Source organism: Parabacteroides sp. AM17-47 (assembly GCF_003434625.1).
Lineage (GTDB): Bacteria > Bacteroidota > Bacteroidia > Bacteroidales > Tannerellaceae > Parabacteroides > Parabacteroides distasonis.
Genome location: NZ_QTLI01000018.1, coordinates 1 through 17,062, shown reverse-complemented (window position 1 = coordinate 17,062; position 17,062 = coordinate 1). Strand labels below are relative to the sequence as shown.

At 43.9% G+C, this 17,062-nt stretch carries 18 protein-coding genes and 2 pseudogenes; 14 read left to right on the top strand and 6 right to left on the bottom strand.

Features of this window, described 5'->3' with window-relative positions; all coding sequences use genetic code 11:
* Positions 1-25: 25 nt before the first annotated feature.
* Positions 26-1,102, top strand: a complete 1,077-nt coding sequence (mnmA, locus tag DW205_RS15025) for a tRNA 2-thiouridine(34) synthase MnmA (RefSeq protein ID WP_005868490.1) — start codon at positions 26-28, stop codon at positions 1,100-1,102.
* Positions 1,103-1,181: 79 nt separating this feature from the next.
* Here the strand turns inward: mnmA and DW205_RS15020 are convergent, their stop codons facing one another.
* On the bottom strand, positions 1,182-2,123 hold the full coding sequence (locus DW205_RS15020) for a ribose-phosphate pyrophosphokinase (protein WP_005858805.1): 942 nt from the start codon (positions 2,121-2,123) through the stop codon (positions 1,182-1,184).
* A 698-nt stretch (positions 2,124-2,821) separates the two neighbouring features.
* Between DW205_RS15020 and DW205_RS15010 the strand changes: the two genes are divergently transcribed.
* Genes DW205_RS15010 through DW205_RS15000 form a run of 3 tightly spaced genes read left to right on the top strand, consistent with a single transcriptional unit; the run spans position 2,822 to position 5,203 of the window.
* On the top strand, positions 2,822-3,469 hold the full coding sequence (locus DW205_RS15010; protein ID WP_005868486.1) for a DedA family protein: 648 nt from the start codon (positions 2,822-2,824) through the stop codon (positions 3,467-3,469).
* Between the two features lie 52 nt (positions 3,470-3,521).
* Positions 3,522-4,169 (top strand): DUF47 domain-containing protein, encoded by a 648-nt coding sequence (locus DW205_RS15005; RefSeq protein WP_005868485.1) that lies wholly within the window; start codon positions 3,522-3,524, stop codon positions 4,167-4,169.
* A gap of 14 nt (positions 4,170-4,183) precedes the next feature.
* A complete protein-coding gene (locus DW205_RS15000) occupies positions 4,184-5,203 on the top strand; it encodes an inorganic phosphate transporter (protein ID WP_005868484.1) in 1,020 nt (339 codons plus the stop codon).
* A 161-nt stretch (positions 5,204-5,364) separates the two neighbouring features.
* On the opposite strand, the gene DW205_RS14995 is transcribed toward DW205_RS15000, so the two are convergent.
* Both DW205_RS14995 and DW205_RS14990 read right to left on the bottom strand, forming a co-directional pair.
* A complete protein-coding gene (locus DW205_RS14995; RefSeq protein WP_008777935.1) occupies positions 5,365-7,068 on the bottom strand; it encodes an alpha-amylase family glycosyl hydrolase in 1,704 nt (567 codons plus the stop codon).
* Positions 7,069-7,127: 59 nt separating this feature from the next.
* Positions 7,128-7,964 carry a patatin-like phospholipase family protein gene (locus DW205_RS14990; protein ID WP_005868483.1) on the bottom strand — a complete coding sequence of 279 codons (837 nt, stop codon included), beginning with the start codon at positions 7,962-7,964 and terminating at the stop codon, positions 7,128-7,130.
* Positions 7,965-8,130: 166 nt separating this feature from the next.
* Here DW205_RS14990 and DW205_RS14985 point away from each other — a divergent pair, with 166 nt between their 5' ends.
* Complete coding sequence (locus tag DW205_RS14985) at positions 8,131-10,335, top strand: sodium-translocating pyrophosphatase (RefSeq protein ID WP_005868481.1); 2,205 nt, start codon at positions 8,131-8,133, stop codon at positions 10,333-10,335.
* A 275-nt stretch (positions 10,336-10,610) separates the two neighbouring features.
* On the opposite strand, the pseudogene DW205_RS22855 reads toward DW205_RS14985, so the two are convergent.
* Positions 10,611-10,800: pseudogene (locus tag DW205_RS22855) on the bottom strand (hypothetical protein).
* A 667-nt stretch (positions 10,801-11,467) separates the two neighbouring features.
* Between DW205_RS22855 and DW205_RS14965 the strand changes: the two are divergent.
* From DW205_RS14965 to DW205_RS14925, 9 genes are all read left to right on the top strand, one after another.
* The gene (locus DW205_RS14965) at positions 11,468-11,683 is read left to right on the top strand and encodes a hypothetical protein (RefSeq protein WP_002560959.1); all 216 of its coding nucleotides are present in this window, start codon (positions 11,468-11,470) and stop codon (positions 11,681-11,683) included.
* 11 nt (positions 11,684-11,694) lie between these two features.
* Positions 11,695-11,916, top strand: coding sequence for a hypothetical protein (locus tag DW205_RS14960; RefSeq protein WP_002560960.1), 222 nt, complete (start codon positions 11,695-11,697; stop codon positions 11,914-11,916).
* 13 nt (positions 11,917-11,929) lie between these two features.
* Positions 11,930-12,346, top strand: a complete 417-nt coding sequence (locus DW205_RS14955; protein WP_002560961.1) for a PcfK-like family protein — start codon at positions 11,930-11,932, stop codon at positions 12,344-12,346.
* Complete coding sequence (locus DW205_RS14950) at positions 12,343-13,674, top strand: PcfJ domain-containing protein (RefSeq protein ID WP_002560962.1); 1,332 nt, start codon at positions 12,343-12,345, stop codon at positions 13,672-13,674. The genes DW205_RS14955 and DW205_RS14950 overlap by 4 nt, the downstream gene beginning before the upstream one ends.
* 24 nt (positions 13,675-13,698) lie before the next feature.
* On the top strand, positions 13,699-13,956 hold the full coding sequence (locus DW205_RS14945; RefSeq protein ID WP_002560963.1) for a hypothetical protein: 258 nt from the start codon (positions 13,699-13,701) through the stop codon (positions 13,954-13,956).
* A 19-nt stretch (positions 13,957-13,975) separates the two neighbouring features.
* A complete protein-coding gene (locus tag DW205_RS14940; RefSeq protein WP_002560964.1) occupies positions 13,976-14,206 on the top strand; it encodes a DUF3873 domain-containing protein in 231 nt (76 codons plus the stop codon).
* Positions 14,146-14,448 carry a hypothetical protein gene (locus DW205_RS14935; protein WP_306425397.1) on the top strand — a complete coding sequence of 101 codons (303 nt, stop codon included), beginning with the start codon at positions 14,146-14,148 and terminating at the stop codon, positions 14,446-14,448. Before DW205_RS14940 ends, DW205_RS14935 begins: the two co-directional genes overlap by 61 nt.
* 53 nt (positions 14,449-14,501) lie before the next feature.
* Positions 14,502-14,810 (top strand): hypothetical protein, encoded by a 309-nt coding sequence (locus DW205_RS14930; protein WP_002560966.1) that lies wholly within the window; start codon positions 14,502-14,504, stop codon positions 14,808-14,810.
* Between the two features lie 122 nt (positions 14,811-14,932).
* A complete protein-coding gene (locus tag DW205_RS14925; protein ID WP_004356138.1) occupies positions 14,933-15,154 on the top strand; it encodes a hypothetical protein in 222 nt (73 codons plus the stop codon).
* A 64-nt stretch (positions 15,155-15,218) separates the two neighbouring features.
* On the opposite strand, the gene DW205_RS14920 is transcribed toward DW205_RS14925, so the two are convergent.
* Together DW205_RS14920 and DW205_RS14915 are read right to left on the bottom strand one after the other, a co-directional pair.
* Positions 15,219-16,676 (bottom strand): ATP-dependent endonuclease, encoded by a 1,458-nt coding sequence (locus DW205_RS14920; RefSeq protein ID WP_002560968.1) that lies wholly within the window; start codon positions 16,674-16,676, stop codon positions 15,219-15,221.
* 161 nt (positions 16,677-16,837) lie between these two features.
* Positions 16,838-17,047: pseudogene (locus tag DW205_RS14915) on the bottom strand (lysozyme); the annotation flags it as partial.
* Between the last annotated feature and the right edge of the window lie 15 nt (positions 17,048-17,062).

Here is a 17,062-nt window from a genome sequence, read left to right as displayed (position 1 = left end):
TTCAAAAGCAAAGACAAAAAAGAGAATGGAAATAGCGGCATTAGTTTCAGGAGGAGTAGACAGCTCTGTCGTAGTGCATCAACTCAAAGAGGCAGGATACGATCCGACCATCTTCTATATCCGTATCGGTATGGAAGACAAGGATGGCTATATCGATTGCCCGGCGGAAGAGGATATCGAGATCACCTCATATATCGCCCGCAAGTATGGATGCCGGTTCGAGATCGTCTCCCTACACGACGAGTATTGGGATCGGGTGGTAAGCTATACGATCGAATCTGTCAAACGCGGTCTTACCCCTAACCCGGATATGATGTGTAATAAATATATCAAGTTCGGTTGTTTCGAGGAAAAATGGGGCAAGGATTTCGATAAGATCGCTACCGGTCATTATGCCACGACCACGGAGATAGACGGCAAGATATGGCTTTCTACCGCCAAGGACCCGGTAAAAGATCAGACTGATTTCTTAGGGCAAATCACCCGCCTACAGATACAGAAACTCATGTTTCCGATCGGGCATTTAATGAAAAGTGAGGTACGTGCCATCGCCGAGGCCCAGAAATTGCCGAGCGCCAAGCGTAAAGATAGCCAAGGCATTTGCTTCTTAGGCAAGATTAACTACAACGACTTTATAGAGCGTTATTTAGGGAAACGCCCGGGAAAAATCGTGGAACTAGAGACGGGTAAGGTCTTGGGTAAACACAATGGATATTGGTTCCATACGATCGGCCAACGTAAGGGATTGGGATTAAGTGGCGGCCCTTGGTTCGTTATCCAAAAAGACATTAAGCGAAATATCATTTATGTCTCCAACGGCTACGACCCGGAAACGCAATATGGCAAGGTGATTAATATGCAAGGTTTCGATTTCATCACGGAAGATCCATGGGGAGAATTTGAGGGTGAGAAAGAAATCACTTTCAAGATCCGTCATACCCCGGAATTTACGCATGGCTACATCCGTCGTATCGGAGATCTATATCGTGTAGAATCCGACGAAAAGATTCAAGGTATCGCTCCCGGCCAATACAGTGTAATCTACGACAAAGACCATCACTTATGTCTGGGCAGCGGCATGATTATTGATGAGACCAAGTAACGCATATTCAGATTTATTCTAAATAAAAAACGGTCGCCTCAAAAGGAAGCGACCGTTTTTATTTTTCTATCTTATTCTATTAAATAGCATACAAAGAGCTGATAGACTCTCCACTACATACACGACGGATCGCCTCAGCGAACATGTCAGCGACAGATAATACCTTTACTTTCTCGCATTTCTTAGCGTAAGGAATAGAATCCGTAAAGATCATTTCCGCTAAAGCGGACTGATCTACACGAGTAGAAGCCGGATCAGACATCACAGCGTGGCTGGCGATAGCACGAACAGACTTAGCGCCATTCTCCAACATCAAGTTCGCGGCTTTCGTAATTGTTCCGGCCGTATCCACCATGTCATCAACCAAAAGGACATCCAAGCCCGTCACATCACCGATAATACGCATCTCGGCCACCTCATTGGCACGCAAACGAGATTTGTGGCAAATGACCATCGGCAAGCCTAAATACTTAGAATAGCTGCTGGCACGTTTCGTACCACCAACATCCGGAGTCGCGATACACAAGTTATCCAAAGGCAAAGACGTCTTGATATAATCCAAGAATACGGAAGAAGCATATAAGTGATCCACCGGAACATTAAAGAATCCTTGGATCTGATCCGCATGAAGGTCCATCGTAATCAAACGATTGATACCTGCCGTACTCAACATATCAGCGATCAACTTAGCGCCAATAGAAACACGAGGCTTATCCTTTCTATCCTGACGAGCCCAACCGAAGTAAGGGACTACAGCGATGATTGAATGTGCGGAAGCACGTTTAGCCGCGTCAATCATCAGAAGCAACTCCATCAGATTGTCTGAATTAGGGAATGTAGATTGTACTAAGAATACATCTCTACCGCGGATAGACTCTTCATAAGAAACAGAGAACTCACCATCGGCAAAGTGCTGGATATTCATCTGTCCCAGAGGACAACCTAAACTGTTGCAAATTTTCTCTGCAAGATACCGGGAGTTCGTTCCCGAAAACACCAAGAAAGGAGTTTGTGCACTCATTATTCCGAATATTTATCTTAAAGTGAATAGATTTAAATTGTGCCGCAAAAGTACAAAACTTATTTACAATAACCTCTTTATATTTGGAAAACTTTCTATATTTGCAACCGCAATGATGAAGTATTTACTCTATTTCTTCGTATTGGTAAGTGTATTTCTGACTTCGGGTTCTTCATCAACTCCCGAGAACCAACAGAAATACAACGATATTTACACCATGTACTCTCCGAATGAAGACAAGACGGAATACAATATCCCCCAAGCAGATATCGAACGATACGAAAAAGAGCTATACAACGGAAAACAAAGCTATAAGATGGAAGATGGCTATATCAGGGCTTCACTATTCCGCAACATCTCCACATCAAAAAACTCAAGGACAAACCTATCCTCATCCGCGGAAAGGATCGTACGGTTTATAAAAACTCAATATCCTAAAGAAAGACAAACATTCATTTCATTTTGTATAAATCCCCTTAAGTTCTCCTATGGGTACTATATCTATACTCTAAGACGTATTCTCATTTAAACTCTCTTTCCCCCTTATTTCCATCAAAAAAGTAGAAGATAGCACTTTAATGTCTGCATTCTCACTATTCTTATTTTCTAGATTTCTCAAAGGGAATAGAATAAACATCTATTTTGTTTTCTTATTGGGTCATATAGGATAGTTCTTATCAATTAATAATCAATCTAAAATGGAATTTTTATTAGACTTCATCTTACATATCGATCAGCATATGATCGAGATCGTACAAGAATATCATACTTGGGCCTACGCGATATTATTCCTAATCATTTTTTGTGAAACGGGATTGGTAGCCACCCCATTCTTGCCCGGGGATTCCCTCTTGTTCGTCGCCGGAGCGATAACAGCGTTACCCGGTATGCCTTTAGAGATAAATCTTTTAGCCTTGATATTATTCGCGGCGGCAGTATTGGGAGACTCCTGTAATTATATGATAGGTCATTTTTTTGGTCGTAAACTATTTAACAATCCCAACTCCAAGATATTCAAGAAAAGCCATTTGGACAAAACGCATGAGTTCTACAAAAAATATGGAGGCAAAACCATAATCATCGCCCGATTCGTACCGATTGTCCGTACTTTCGCTCCCTTTGTAGCCGGAATGGGTAAAATGCACTATTACTATTTCATGATCTACAACCTGATAGGCGGCGCTTTCTGGGTACTGCTTTTCTGCTATGCAGGATACTTTTTCGGAGATCTTCCTTTCGTACAGCAGAACCTCAAGCTATTGATCATAGCAATTATATTCATATCCATACTTCCTGCCGTAATAGAGGTAGTACGGGCAAAACTAAAAGCACGGAAACAGAGATAACAAACTTTCATTCAACAACCAAGTATTTAAAAACGATTTAATATATACATGTATGAAAAATTCTTTTTTTAGTCGATTCACCCCCAAAGAACCCAAGTTCTTTCCACTCTTAAAGCAATTGTCTGAAATATTATCCGCCTCTTCCAGCATTCTGGTAGAAAGCTTACGACATGATTCTCCTACGGAAAGAGCTAATTATTATAAGCTAATCAAGGATAAGGAACGGGAGGGGGACAAACTGACCCATCTGATCTTTGATGAACTAGGAACGACATTTATAACCCCCTTCGATCGGGAAGACATTCACGACTTAGCCTCATCCATAGATGATGTTATTGATGGAATAAACAGTTCCGCCAAACGTATTACCATCTATAACCCACGCCCCATCTCTGATAGCGGAAAAGAATTGAGTTTACTCATTCAACAAGAGGCGCACTATATCAGCAAAGCGATGGATGAACTCGAGACTTTTCGCAAGAAACCGACTACGTTACGTGATTACTGTACCAAGCTACATGACATAGAAAACCAAGCGGACGACGTATATGAGCTTTTTATCACGAAGCTTTTCGAGGAAGAAAAAGATAGTATAGAGCTTATCAAAATCAAAGAAATCATGCATGAGTTGGAAAAGACAACGGATGCCGCCGAACATGTCGGTAAAATATTAAGGAACTTGATCGTAAAGTACGCATAAAACAGGGCTATATTATGGAATTATTAGTGATTATCATCATTCTGTCTCTGATATTCGATTATATCAATGGCTTTCATGATGCGGCAAATTCGATAGCGACCATTGTATCGACCAAGGTCCTTACCCCTTTTCAGGCTGTAATATGGGCAGCATTCTTTAATTTCGTCGCATTTTTCATCGCTAAGTATATAATCGGGGGATTCGGTATCGCCAATACCGTATCAAAAACCGTAGTAGAGCAGTATATCACATTACCGATTATCCTGTCCGGGGTAATCGCCGCTATCGCATGGAACCTGTTCACTTGGTGGAAAGGTATTCCTTCCTCTTCTTCCCACACCCTTATCGGAGGATTCGCCGGAGCGGCTATCATGGCACACGGCTTTGAAGCGATCCAATTGAACATTATCCTAAAAATAGCGGCTTTCATTTTCCTTGCTCCCTTCATAGGCATGATTGTCGCTTTCGGGTTTACCTTATTAGTGCTTCATATGTGCAAAAGAGTGCACCCTCATACGGCAGAGGTATGGTTCAAGAAACTCCAACTCGTATCTTCCGCCTTATTCAGTATCGGGCATGGATTGAATGATTCCCAAAAAGTGATGGGTATTATCGCCGCGGCCCTAATCGCAGCCCACTCCGAGGGATTGGGAATGGGGATAAATAGTATTTCCGATTTACCCGACTGGGTAGCGTTCTCTTGTTTCACCGCTATCTCACTTGGAACCATGTCCGGTGGCTGGAAAATAGTAAAGACAATGGGTACTAAAATCACGAAGGTAACCCCCTTGGAAGGGGTTATCGCTGAGACAGCCGGTGCCTTCACTTTGTACCTTACGGAGTTTCTGAAGATCCCAGTCAGTACCACGCATACAATTACAGGGGCTATTATCGGAGTTGGTGCGACCAAACGTCTTTCAGCCGTTCGTTGGGGAGTAACTCAAAGCTTGATGACCGCATGGGTTCTTACGATCCCGGTAAGTGGGCTTTTAGCAGCTGGCATTTATTATATGGCTTCCCTTCTTTTCATTTAAATCAAAGAAAAAAGTCATCTAGCTTCATCGGGCAAGTATGTTAAGTTACTTTGCCATTTCACTTAAGTTACTTGCCCGATGAAGCTAGATGTCCCGTATCAACCACCTAACTCCACCAACGAATTATCTATACAGCACACCTAAACTTTTCAAGAAAGCTCTTATTTATGGAGAAAAGAGAACTTTAGCATCTTACCGGAATAAGCAGGGAGTTTCACTTGATAAGGATAAGCGTCTGTTAGCGTACTGATAGTCGTTTCCCCGGTTAACAAGTCGGTCAATTCAGCCGGTTTGTTATCCTCAAAATCAAGAGCCTTGAATGCCTCGACCGGGATATTTACCCATACACATTGGTCGGCACGGTCGAAATTCACGACAACCAGAAGTACCTCGTTCTTCCATTTGCGCAAGAACGCATACTGACGGTTCGGATTGAAATAAGGATTACCGGAGTTCGCGTACATCAAATCATAAAACGCTCCCTCGACAATAACCGGCTCGGATCGTACCACATTCAATAACTTAGCGTACATCTCACGCAACGAGCGTTCTGCCGGCGTTAATTTAGCCCCGTCAAAGAGTCCATTATTATTCCAGTTTCGCAAACTCTCGACGCTCCAATAATCGAAGATGGTCGTACGGCCATCACGTCCACTGAAACCTTCAGCGTCCATTCCTCTTTCGCCAAGTTCCTGACCACTATAGATCATAACCGGATTCGTATTCATGGCAGCGGAGACAATCATGCCCGGAATACCCGGACGAGCATCCCCCGCAAAGAAATCAGAAGCGACACGCTGTTCATCGTGATTCTCCAAGAAATTCAACATATTTTTCTGGATTCCCTCCAACGATTGCCAACAATGCGATATATTACTAGCCGGAGCCTGTCCGCACATCACCGCACGAACCGTATCATAAAGACCAACCTTGTCATACAAATAATCAAAGTGTCCCGTATAAATATAATTCCTATACTCATCCGGATTATACACCTCCGCTATAAAGATCACATCACGCACCTTCTTCACCTGAGGAATCACCCAGTTCCAAAACTCTACCGGGACCATCTCAGCCATATCACAACGAAAACCATCCACCCCCTTATCAGCCCAGAACAACAAGATCTCCAACATTTTCTCCCACGTATTGGGAATGGTATTGAAATGGCAAGCACCACCGTGCATATAATCCACGCCGTAGTTCAGCTTCACCGTCTCATACCAATCGTTCTGGCTTGGATAGGCATCGAAATGATTGTTACCGGTCACCTTCGCCGGAAACTCACTATAGGCAAAATCCTCCTCACGCTGCGGATCAAAACGAAGCGTCAAGGTCTGTCCCGGAAGATAATAAAAGTTATTATTCACATCAAAAGCCTTGGACACATTATCCGTTTGACCTAAGTCCTCCACGAAAGGTTCCCGTGCGTCCGAGAAATATTGACGTGCCACATGGTTGGGTACAAAATCGATAATAACCTTCATCCCAGCCTCATGCGTACGTTTCACCAAATCCTCGAACTCACTCATACGGTTCTGGATATTATCCGCCAAATCCGGATCTATATCATAGTAATCTTTTATAGCATATGGAGATCCGGCCTTACCTTTTACTACGGCAGAATGGTCTTTCCGGATGCCAAACATGGTGTAATCGGTTTTTGTAGCGTGCTCTATCACCCCTGTATACCATACATGAGTAACACCTAGTTCTTTGATTTTGGATAAAGCCAAAGGAGTAAAAGCCGAAAACTTACCCACTCCATTCTCGGCTAAACTACCATTCATTACAGGAGATGGTCGCAGATTCCCAAACCAACGCGGGAATACCTGATAAATTACCATCTTGTTTTTTTGTTCCATTGCGTTCATCTATATATAAAGTTTTTGTGGGAAAGCGCTTTGTCCAGACAGACGATTTGTCACGGCATCAGGCCTTTCTTTCTTGCCGCGATCGCTTTCACCAAGGTTTCATATTTATTCTCATCCAACACTTTCTCAAAGCAACGGGCAGCGGCGGAATAGCCAATATTACAAATCACGTCTACATTCTCAAGATCGAATGTCTTATATAAGCCAAACTCCTCCGCCTCTATTAAGACATCACACATCTCTCGATCCTCCAGCGTATTTGCCCGGAACATATAATGATAAGAGCGCTCGGCGATATGGAATATGGTCTGCTTATATTTTTGCGGGATCAACGGGCTTACGTTCACCCCGATAATACGCTCACATTCCTCACGGATGATGGAGACCGGAAAGTTGTGAAATAATCCTCCATCCACATAATGAACGCCATTGATGACTACAGGACTGAAAATAATCGGGATACTACAAGAAGCTGTCACCGCCTCAACAATAGGACCACTCCTAAATTCATGGCTTTCGCCATTATCCAAATCAGTCGCGACAATCACCATCGGAATCTGCAAGTCCTCGATGTTCTTGGTCCGCAAGTGTCGCCTCAAGAAATAACGAAAGCGCTTACTATCGAACAAACCCGCCTTAGGAATCTGCAACTGGGCGAATTCCGAGAACTCACGTCCGGTAAAAAGCTCTTGGATCTCCGCCGCCGAATAGCCATCGGCAAACAAGGTGCCCATTAAGGATCCGACACTGGTACCGGCTATGATATCCGGCTTCAGCCCGCATTCCTCCATCATCCGGAATACTCCGATATGCGCAAAACCTTTCGCTCCGCCTCCGCTAAGCGCCAAGCCCAACCTATAGGGTTTATGGTTTGTCTCTTCTGCCATTTATTTCTTGTCTCTTAATCTGGTAACAAATATGCTGTTTTTTTTAATTAGAAACATTATTATTAGGGAAAAAGTTTCCATCCTCTTTTATTTTTGCTACATTTACACGGAAAGCAAAGGTGTTGTCACGTTGTTTTCTTAAGTATAACATTAAATCTACCATGTTATGATTACGAGTATTTTCTGGATTATTCCGTTAGCGTCTGTCCTAGCGCTAGCATTTGCCTGGTACTTCTTCAGGCAGATGATGAAAGAGAGTGAAGGAACTGAGTTGATGAAAAAGATCGCCTCCTTTGTGCGTGAAGGGGCGATGTCGTATCTGAAACAGCAATACAAAGTAGTCGCCTCGGTTTTCGTTGTCCTAGTAATCTTATTCTCTATTATGGCCTATGGCTTCCATGTGCAAAACGAATGGGTCCCGATCGCCTTCCTGACAGGAGGTTTCTTTTCCGGATTAGCGGGTTTCTTAGGCATGAAGACAGCGACTTATGCCTCGGCCCGTACGGCGAACGCGGCCCGCACTTCCTTGAACAAAGGCTTACAAGTCGCTTTTCGAAGCGGGGCGGTCATGGGCTTAGTAGTCGTAGGACTTGGATTGCTGGATATCTCATTCTGGTATATCCTGTTAAATGCTTTCATCCCAGACGAGGCTTTGGACCCGACCCATAAACTCACCATTATCACGACAACCATGCTTACATTCGGAATGGGTGCCTCCACGCAAGCCTTGTTCGCACGTGTGGGAGGAGGAATCTATACGAAAGCCGCCGATGTCGGAGCGGATTTAGTAGGTAAAGTTGAGGCTGGGATCCCGGAGGATGATCCTCGTAACCCGGCGACAATCGCCGATAACGTAGGCGACAATGTAGGTGACGTCGCCGGTATGGGAGCCGACCTATATGAATCTTATTGCGGTTCTATCCTAGCGACCGCCGCATTGGGAGCCGCCGCGTTCGTTTCTTCCGGAAGCGTAGAATTACAATATAAGGCGGTTGTCGCCCCAATGCTTATCGCCGCTGTCGGTATCATTTTATCTATTATTGGTATTTTCGCCGTCCGTACGAATGAGAACGCAACGATCAAGCAACTATTGAAAGCCTTAGCCATAGGAACGAACTTGAGTTCCGTATTGATCGCTATCTCCACGTTCGGGATTCTTTATGTATTAGGCATGGAGAATTGGTTCTGGATCGGTTGTTCCGTGATCGTAGGTCTGCTAGTCGGAATCGTGATCGGGCAAGCGACGGAGTATTATACCTCCCAATCCTATAAGCCGACCCGGCTGGTTTCCGAATCGGGGCTGACAGGCCCGGCAACGGTTATTATCTCCGGTCTCGGACTAGGGATGCTCTCTACGGCCATCCCGGTACTTGCCGTCGTGGTCGGTATTATTTGTTCCTTCTTGTTCGCCTCCGGATTCGACTTCACGAACGTGGGCATGGGATTATACGGAATCGGTATAGCGGCCGTAGGTATGCTATCGACCTTAGGTATTACGTTGGCTACAGACGCTTACGGTCCCATAGCGGATAATGCCGGAGGCAACGCCGAGATGTGTAACCTAGGGAAAGAAGTCCGCAAGCGTACAGACGCATTGGATTCATTAGGAAATACGACTGCCGCTACAGGTAAAGGTTTCGCTATCGGTTCCGCCGCGTTAACCGGCTTGGCTCTGTTGGCCTCTTATGTAGAAGAGATCAAGATCGGTTTGCTCCGTTTAGGAGAGACCGTCCTGAACTTTACCGATGGCAGGAGTATCGAAATATCTAAAGCCTCATTCTCGGACTTTATGGTATATTATGATGTTACCTTAATGAATCCTAAGGTTTTAGCCGGAATGTTCCTAGGTTCCATGATGGCATTCATGTTCTGTGGCCTTACGATGAATGCTGTAGGGCGTGCGGCCGGGCACATGGTGGAAGAAGTTCGCCGTCAGTTCAAGGAAATCAAGGGTATTCTGACTGGAGAGGCACAACCGGATTATGCCCGTTGCGTTGAGATCTCGACGAAAGGAGCGCAACACGAAATGGTACTTCCCTCCGTTTTAGCTATTATCGCCCCCATCTTAACCGGACTCATATTTGGTGTGACGGGTGTTGTCGGATTATTGATCGGTGGATTAAGCACGGGCTTCGTATTAGCCGTATTCATGGCGAACGCCGGAGGAGCATGGGATAACGCGAAGAAATTCATCGAGGAAGGAAACCACGGCGGCAAGGGTAGCGAGGCGCATAAGGCAACCGTTGTCGGCGATACGGTTGGCGATCCGTTCAAAGACACTTCCGGCCCGAGTTTGAATATCCTTATCAAGCTGATGAGCATGGTAGCGATCGTGATGGCGGGATTGACGGTGGCTTGGAGTTTGTTTTAATAGTTGACCGTTAGTAGTTGGCAATTGACAGTTAGAGAAGTAAATTGACAAATTAATAGAGAAAACTAAATAATTGTCAATTGCCAACTGTCAATTGTCAACTGTTTTGTATTTTTGCAAAAAGAAGTTACGAAAAGAGTGTAATTTATTGAAAATGAGCGTAGGTTAATTGCTCTTGATAGTAATAGGTTACGATTTAGTTAGTTATCTACTGCATTATCCTTCTGCGCGTCGCGTAACCTTCAAAGAACTCTTTGTATGCAAAAGTAGCTATTTTATCCGAGATTTTGATATAAACTCCCGGATTTTTTATCACCTCATTCATTAGTTTTTCCGTAAAAGCGGTATTGTTCGTCGGAACACCATTGCCCAAAACGAGTTTAGAACAAACGTGTGCCGACTACCGCATAGCCAGAGAAAAGGGCATTGCCTCACGCCTAAACGATGTTTAGACTGATGAAGCAATGCCCCTTTCTTTTGCGTCTATGCCAAGAGGTGCTTTTACGGGCTACCAGATGATTTTTCTTTTTTAGCTGTTTTTTGTGCCGGAAGCGGAAAGTGAATGCAGAGAGTGTCAGCCTGCCCCATAAATGAAACAAGCGGCCACACACAGCGGGCAATCCGGGAAGAATGATTGTTGCCACCCGGCTGGACAAGTCCCGTCGGATCGGAAAACAATCATACTCCCTTTGTTGTGGTTTGCCCTTTTCACGCTTCCGGTGATGTCTTTTTCCTTTTGGTGATTCCTTTTTTACGGATTTTCCCCTGAAGTTTTTTCTACCCAATCTGCCTCTGGTTTCGTTTACCTCCATTTTGCGCCTTTCAGTGAGCCGCATCAGTCAGTCATTTTCGTTCAGGGCGCAAAGGTAATTCCGGGATTGGACGGGAAAGCAAGGTCAAGCCTCCTGTTTTCTGCGGAAATCTCCAGCCCTTCGGGTAGTATTTCCCCGAAAAACCTTGCATTCCCTAATCCCTACCTTTTCAAGCACCCGAAACGAAAACGACCGATGCGACAGAAAGACGCATTAAAAAAAATGTCGGATAAACGAGAAGCAGATAAGATAGTTTGAAACTCAACTCCCTCAGCTCTTGAATCCGCATAAAAAACAAAAAAATCAAAAACAGCGAAGATATGACGGCAACGGCAAATTTCAGACAAGTGGCGCAATACATCGGGTTGGCGATATGCGGCTTGATGATGCGCACCGCCTTCGGGGTGTTCGGCATCCTTTGGGACATCATCAGAGAGATTATAAACGGAGTGTTCCGAGTGGCGATAGGTGTAATCGTGGCTATCCTTTCCACCATTGCCTACTTCGGCTTCATCCTTTGGTTATTCACCCTTTAACCCTTACCGACATGGCAAAGAGAAACAGCAAGACGGTAGCGCAGCAGTGCAGATATTACGAGGTGGACAACATCTTCGTGTATATGGTGGAAACGTACATCAACGGTAATTTTGAAACTTTCCGAAGATTGTACCACGAACTGAACAAGGACACACGGAGGGACTTCATGGACTTCCTTCTCAGCGAGGTAGAGCCGACCTATTGGAGAGAGAGACTTAAACAGACAATCTAAAAACGACAGCGATATGAAAGGAACAGACCATTTCAAAAGAACGATACAAATGTATCTGGAACAGCGGGCGGAGGAAGATACGCTCTTTGCGAAGAAGTACCGCAACCCTGCCAAAAACATAGACGAGTGCGTGACCCACATTCTGAACTATGTGCAGAAAAGCGGTTGCAGCGGCTTCACGGACGGAGAGATATTCGGGCAAGCCATCCACTACTATGAGGAAAACGAGATAGAGGTGGGCAAACCTATGAACTGCCAAGTGGTGGTGAACCATGTTGTGGAACTCACGGAAGAGGAAAAGGCGGAGGCACGTCAGAACGCAGCTCGCAGATACCAAGAGGAGGAACTCCGCAAGTTGCAAAACCGCAACAGACCGCCAGCGAGAAAAGTAACCCAATCCCAACCCTCATTATTTGATTTAGGCTTATGAAACCGAAGACCAAGATACAGAAAAAGGTGGCAAGACTTTCAGCCAACCTTCGCCCCATATCAGCGACACAAATAGATTGGGCATACCGCCACTGTATTGAACATATCGGCTACCGCACCAAGAAAGGGAACATTACCTGCTCCGACTGCGGTCACGAGTGGTACAGCAACAGCGTACTGTGCGACACCCTTGAAGGCTGTACCTGCCCCAAATGCTATGCCAAACTCAAAGTGCAGGACACACGCAAACGTATCTACAAGGAAACGCAGTATTTCAGCGTGATAACCACCTGCAAAGGCTATCAGGTAATCCGTGTGGCGCAGGTCAGATGCGAGAGCAGGAAAGGCGAGCCGATGCACTTCTATTGCCACGAGGTTGTGCAGCGTTGGATTTCACCCGACGGTAAGGTTACGGACATGGCGTTGCTCCGTGGCTTCACATTCTATTACTGCGATGTATGGGCATTGTGCAGCGCGATGGAGATAAGACCGCACAACAGCCTATACGATGATGTTGTGGCAAGAAGCTGTGCATATCCTAAGATGAGGGTATTACCCCAACTCAGACGCAACGGCTTCAAGGGCGATTTCCACGGCATTTCCCCCGTGCGTCTTTTCAAAGCCTTGCTTTCAGACCCAAGAATTGAAACCCTTATGAAAGGCGATGAGATTGAGGTCATGAAACACTTTCTTTTCAATGCCCGTACTGCCGATGAATGCTGGGCATCATATCTGATTGCCAAGCGTCACAAGTATCGGATAGACAACTTCTCCATGTGGTGCGACTATCTGCGTATGCTCAACAAACTCGGTCAAGACCTCCGCAACCCGAAGAACATCTGCCCCGAAGATTTCATGGCGGCACACGACAACGCAACTCGAAAGATTGAAGCCATACACGAGAAGGAACGGGCCGAACAACGCCGCCGCTGGGAGATTGAAAGGCGTGAGCGTGAACAACAGCGGCAACTGCAAAGGGAAAAAGATGCGGAGGATTTCATTGCCAACAAATCCAAATTCTTCGGATTGGTAATCACTGACGAGGAAATAATCGTCAAGGTACTTGAAAGCATAGACGAGTATTACAGCGAGGGCAAGGCACAGAACATCTGCGTGTTCGGCAGTGAATACTACAAGAAAGCCGACACCCTCATACTCTCGGCAAGGATTGGCGGTGAGATAATTGAAACCGTAGAGGTGGATTTGCGGACACTCAAGGTGGTGCAGTGCCACGGCAAGTACAACCAAGACACCGAATACCACGAGCGCATCATAGACCTTGTGAACAAGAACGCCAACCTTATCCGTGAGCGGATGAAAGCGGCATAGCATAAACCCTAAAACAACATTGATATGGAAGTAAGAATCGAAAGCATGATTTGTGTGTGGGACGATAAAATCCCCACCTTGTTCCTTGAATTTGTAAATCTCCTCACTCTCTCAACAAGTGAGGAGGGATTAAGAAAGAGCGTAAAGGAGTTTGCCGAGAAGCACGAACTTGACAAGTTTTTCCTTTACGGCTTCGGCTCTCACCATTTCTACCTGCACCAACGCTACACGAGCAACCCCGAAATAGTGATGAAGAACAGAGTTCTGTCAGTACATTTTTAATCATCTAAAAAGCAACATTATGGCAACACGAATGACCATCAACGGAGTAAGCACCTGTACGGAAGCAGGGACGGAGAAATATGAGCGTTTCCAATCGGGTATCGGCAGACGCAAGCGGACACTTGTGCAGTACGACTACCGCCATACGGACGGAGAACTGTTCACTTGTGTCAAACCCACATTGGACGAGTGCCGAACCGCAAGGAACAAGTGGCTGAACGCAAAGCAGGGAAAGGAGGGCAACCGATGAACACGACCTATCAAACGCTGATAGTCAAATTCAGCGAACCTATCGCGGCATTGGACGGTATCTTTGACGATGCCCAAGCGTGGGGAACGGACACCCTCAAAGGGTGGATAGATGATTACGAAAGCACACGTTTCACCGCCACCGACAGCCATACGGCAGTCATCACGAGCGAGTACAATATGGAGTGTGTGAAGGAGTGGCTGCAACGGCAGACACCCATTGCCGAGATGCGAGAATTTTGAACAAGTTGGCGGTGTCCGCACCGCCAGCACTTAAAACCCTAAAAACAACGAATATGATAGCACAGACGATATTACAGCAGATAGGTGGAAAACGCTTTACCGCCATGACAGGTAGCCGAGATTACATCAATATGGGCAACGGCTTACGGATGAGCCTTGCAAGGAACAAGACAAGTGCCAACCGCCTTGACATCATCTATGATGCGGGGGCAGATCTCTACAATATGCGCTTCTACCGCAGGACATTCAGCAAAAAGACATTCGAGTGCAGGACGAAGGACATTGCCGTACACGAGGGTATCTATTTTGATATGCTGGAGGAAATGTTCACGATGGTGACGGGACTTTACACACGCTTTTAAGAAGAGGAACGGGCGGTAAAATCGCCGCCCGCTACTTTTGTCAGTGAGCAGTGGGCGGCACAAAAGTAGCAAAAAGCCCAAGTTCCAATCTGTGATACAATTTACAAAAACAAGTTTTAATCATGGAAGCAATCAGACAGAACGGAAAAATCATCTTGCACAGCAACGACGGCATAAGCATAAAGATGATTTTCAGAAACCTTACGGGAAGGAATTTTCAAGGTCAGGAGTATGCGGACTATATTAGCCACATCGCAATTGGGAGCATGGGGTTTACGCCCGGTAGCATTGAGCATTGCAGGGACGGTGGCGTGATAGACACGGGAACAATCCCGAATGTATGAAAAGCGGAAAATCCAATGAAGTTGGCGGCTTCATCGGATTTTTCCGAAATAATCATTAAGTATTTTAATTTTGAAATGTTTTTTGTAAGAATGTTAGTAGTTTAGACATATCTTCCTTTCGATATATCATTTCACAAACTTTTTGAACAAATACATTTTCTTCTATTCCTTGTTCTTTTAAGTTTTTAATGAGGTAATTATAAAACGCCTTGTCGTCATTCTTTTTGATTAAACTATCCACCACTTCTTTTAGTGATTTAACTTTGAAAAAACGGTCACCTATTTCCTTGAAAAAATCAGCATCTTTATTTACAATAATTTTTTCATGTAGGTATTTTTCCAAACTATGTATTGGCAGAAAATTTATTGTTAAATTAGTATATAATCCCTTTTGCTTATATAGTTGTTCAAAATCCGGTTTTACATCACCATCAAGAACACTTAATACTTTTGTTCCAACCCCTGCTAAATTTGACTTACAAATATCATCTTGCATTTTTAACACATTCTCCCAACCACCACTTGGTAGAATATTAATCAATTTACTTTTATACAAGGCATTTTCATCAATTATATTCTCCAATATATATTTAGCCAACACATCCTCTACTAAAATAAGAAAATCGTATCCCGAATGTTGATAAATATCTCGTGTTGCATATGATGGATAACATGGATTTACAATAGCGATATTATCCAACTCCTTTTGTAAATGAAAAATATTTGAAGGCTTTATTTTCCTAAGTAATTCTATTGAATGACTTGAAAAATATATAGCAAGATTATACTCTGTAGCCAATTTTTGCAAAAAATCAACTAACCTCATGATTGCAGATGGATGCAATGCTAATTCAATTTCATCTATCAATATAAGCCGTACATCTTCAGACTTTGCAGGGCGAACAATGACAACATTCAACATATGCAATAAGCTAATCAACATATTTTCTCCTGCACTCATACAAAACTGATTAACTATTCCATTAGTTCCTTCAATGAAATATGGAATTCCTTTGAACGCTTTAAGTTGTGCTAATGTTCTATTTTTAATGCGTTTAAGATTTGTATAGAAATCATAATTTCCATGCAAAATATAACTTAAATTGCGCGAAACAAACGAATCTGCATCAGTTAAAATTGTATTATTAACTCTTTCAGCTTTTAGTAATGTATCATAATTTGCATCTATAAAACGCATTCCATGTATTATGCTACCTTCATAAAAACCTTTTAGAGATATTATATCAGTTGAACTACAACTCCATCCTCTACTGGCTTTTGTCCAAGAATTTTCTTTTCCATCATAGGATATTGTGATTTTACTATTAGATGAATAATCATGAGGTTGAAAAACATTGAATGCAGAGTTACGTACAACCTTAGAAATGACTGTCATGATAGTACTTTTGCCTGTTCCATTAGCTCCAGTTATAGCATAAAGTCCTGTTTCTATTGGTAGATTTAACTCAATATTATTGATGTTCTTTAATTGTTCTATTTTTATATTTAATTTATTATTCATAATTGTTCTGTCTTTGGACGCAAAATTAGGCATTTTATACTGAATGACAAAATGTTATCATAAAATAATACAACTAAAGTAATATTGAGGTGATACATAATTACCCCTGCTCTTGAATTATAAAACAGAGGTAATTATTTTTTTTACGAATTTTGCATCAATCACGGGATATACAGCAGCGCAAACTCCACCTTTCTCCGTGTGAGCAGCATGGCATGGCGTTTTCCCTTGTAACTGCAAAAAGCAATATATTCATGGTAGATGTTCCTGTCGCCAGCCTCCAACTTCTTTATCAAGGTGCTTTTGGGGATTGTCTTGCTACCCAAAAGCCGGTATGGACCCACGTTGTAGGCAAGCGTGGCGAGTAAAAGTTATCCAAACCAAAA